This is a genomic window from Leifsonia sp. HAY1-4F (genome assembly GCF_056755275.1).
Genome location: NZ_JBNDHX010000557.1, coordinates 1 through 241, shown reverse-complemented (window position 1 = coordinate 241; position 241 = coordinate 1). Strand labels below are relative to the sequence as shown.

The following is a 241-nucleotide window of genomic DNA, read 5'->3' as shown; positions in this document are numbered from 1 at the left end:
CAGACGTGGGTGCTCGGGATGGCGGCCGAATACAGCCCGTACCGGGTCACCTTCCTTTTCGTGGACTACAAGGGCGGCTCGGCCTTCGCCGAGTGCGTGTGCCTCCCGCACTGCGTCGGACTGGTCACCGACCTCAGCCCGCACCTGATGCGGCGTGCGCTGACGAGCCTCCGGGCGGAGCTGCGCCATCGCGAGCCGCTGCCCGACCGCAAGGCGGCAAAAGACCCAATCGAGCTGGAAA

At 68.0% G+C, this 241-nt stretch carries 1 protein-coding gene; it reads left to right on the top strand.

Annotation, left to right across the window (positions count from 1 at the left end):
- A partial coding sequence (locus ACPYOG_RS20480; RefSeq protein ID WP_481295908.1) for an FtsK/SpoIIIE domain-containing protein occupies positions 1-241 on the top strand: 241 nt, incomplete at both ends.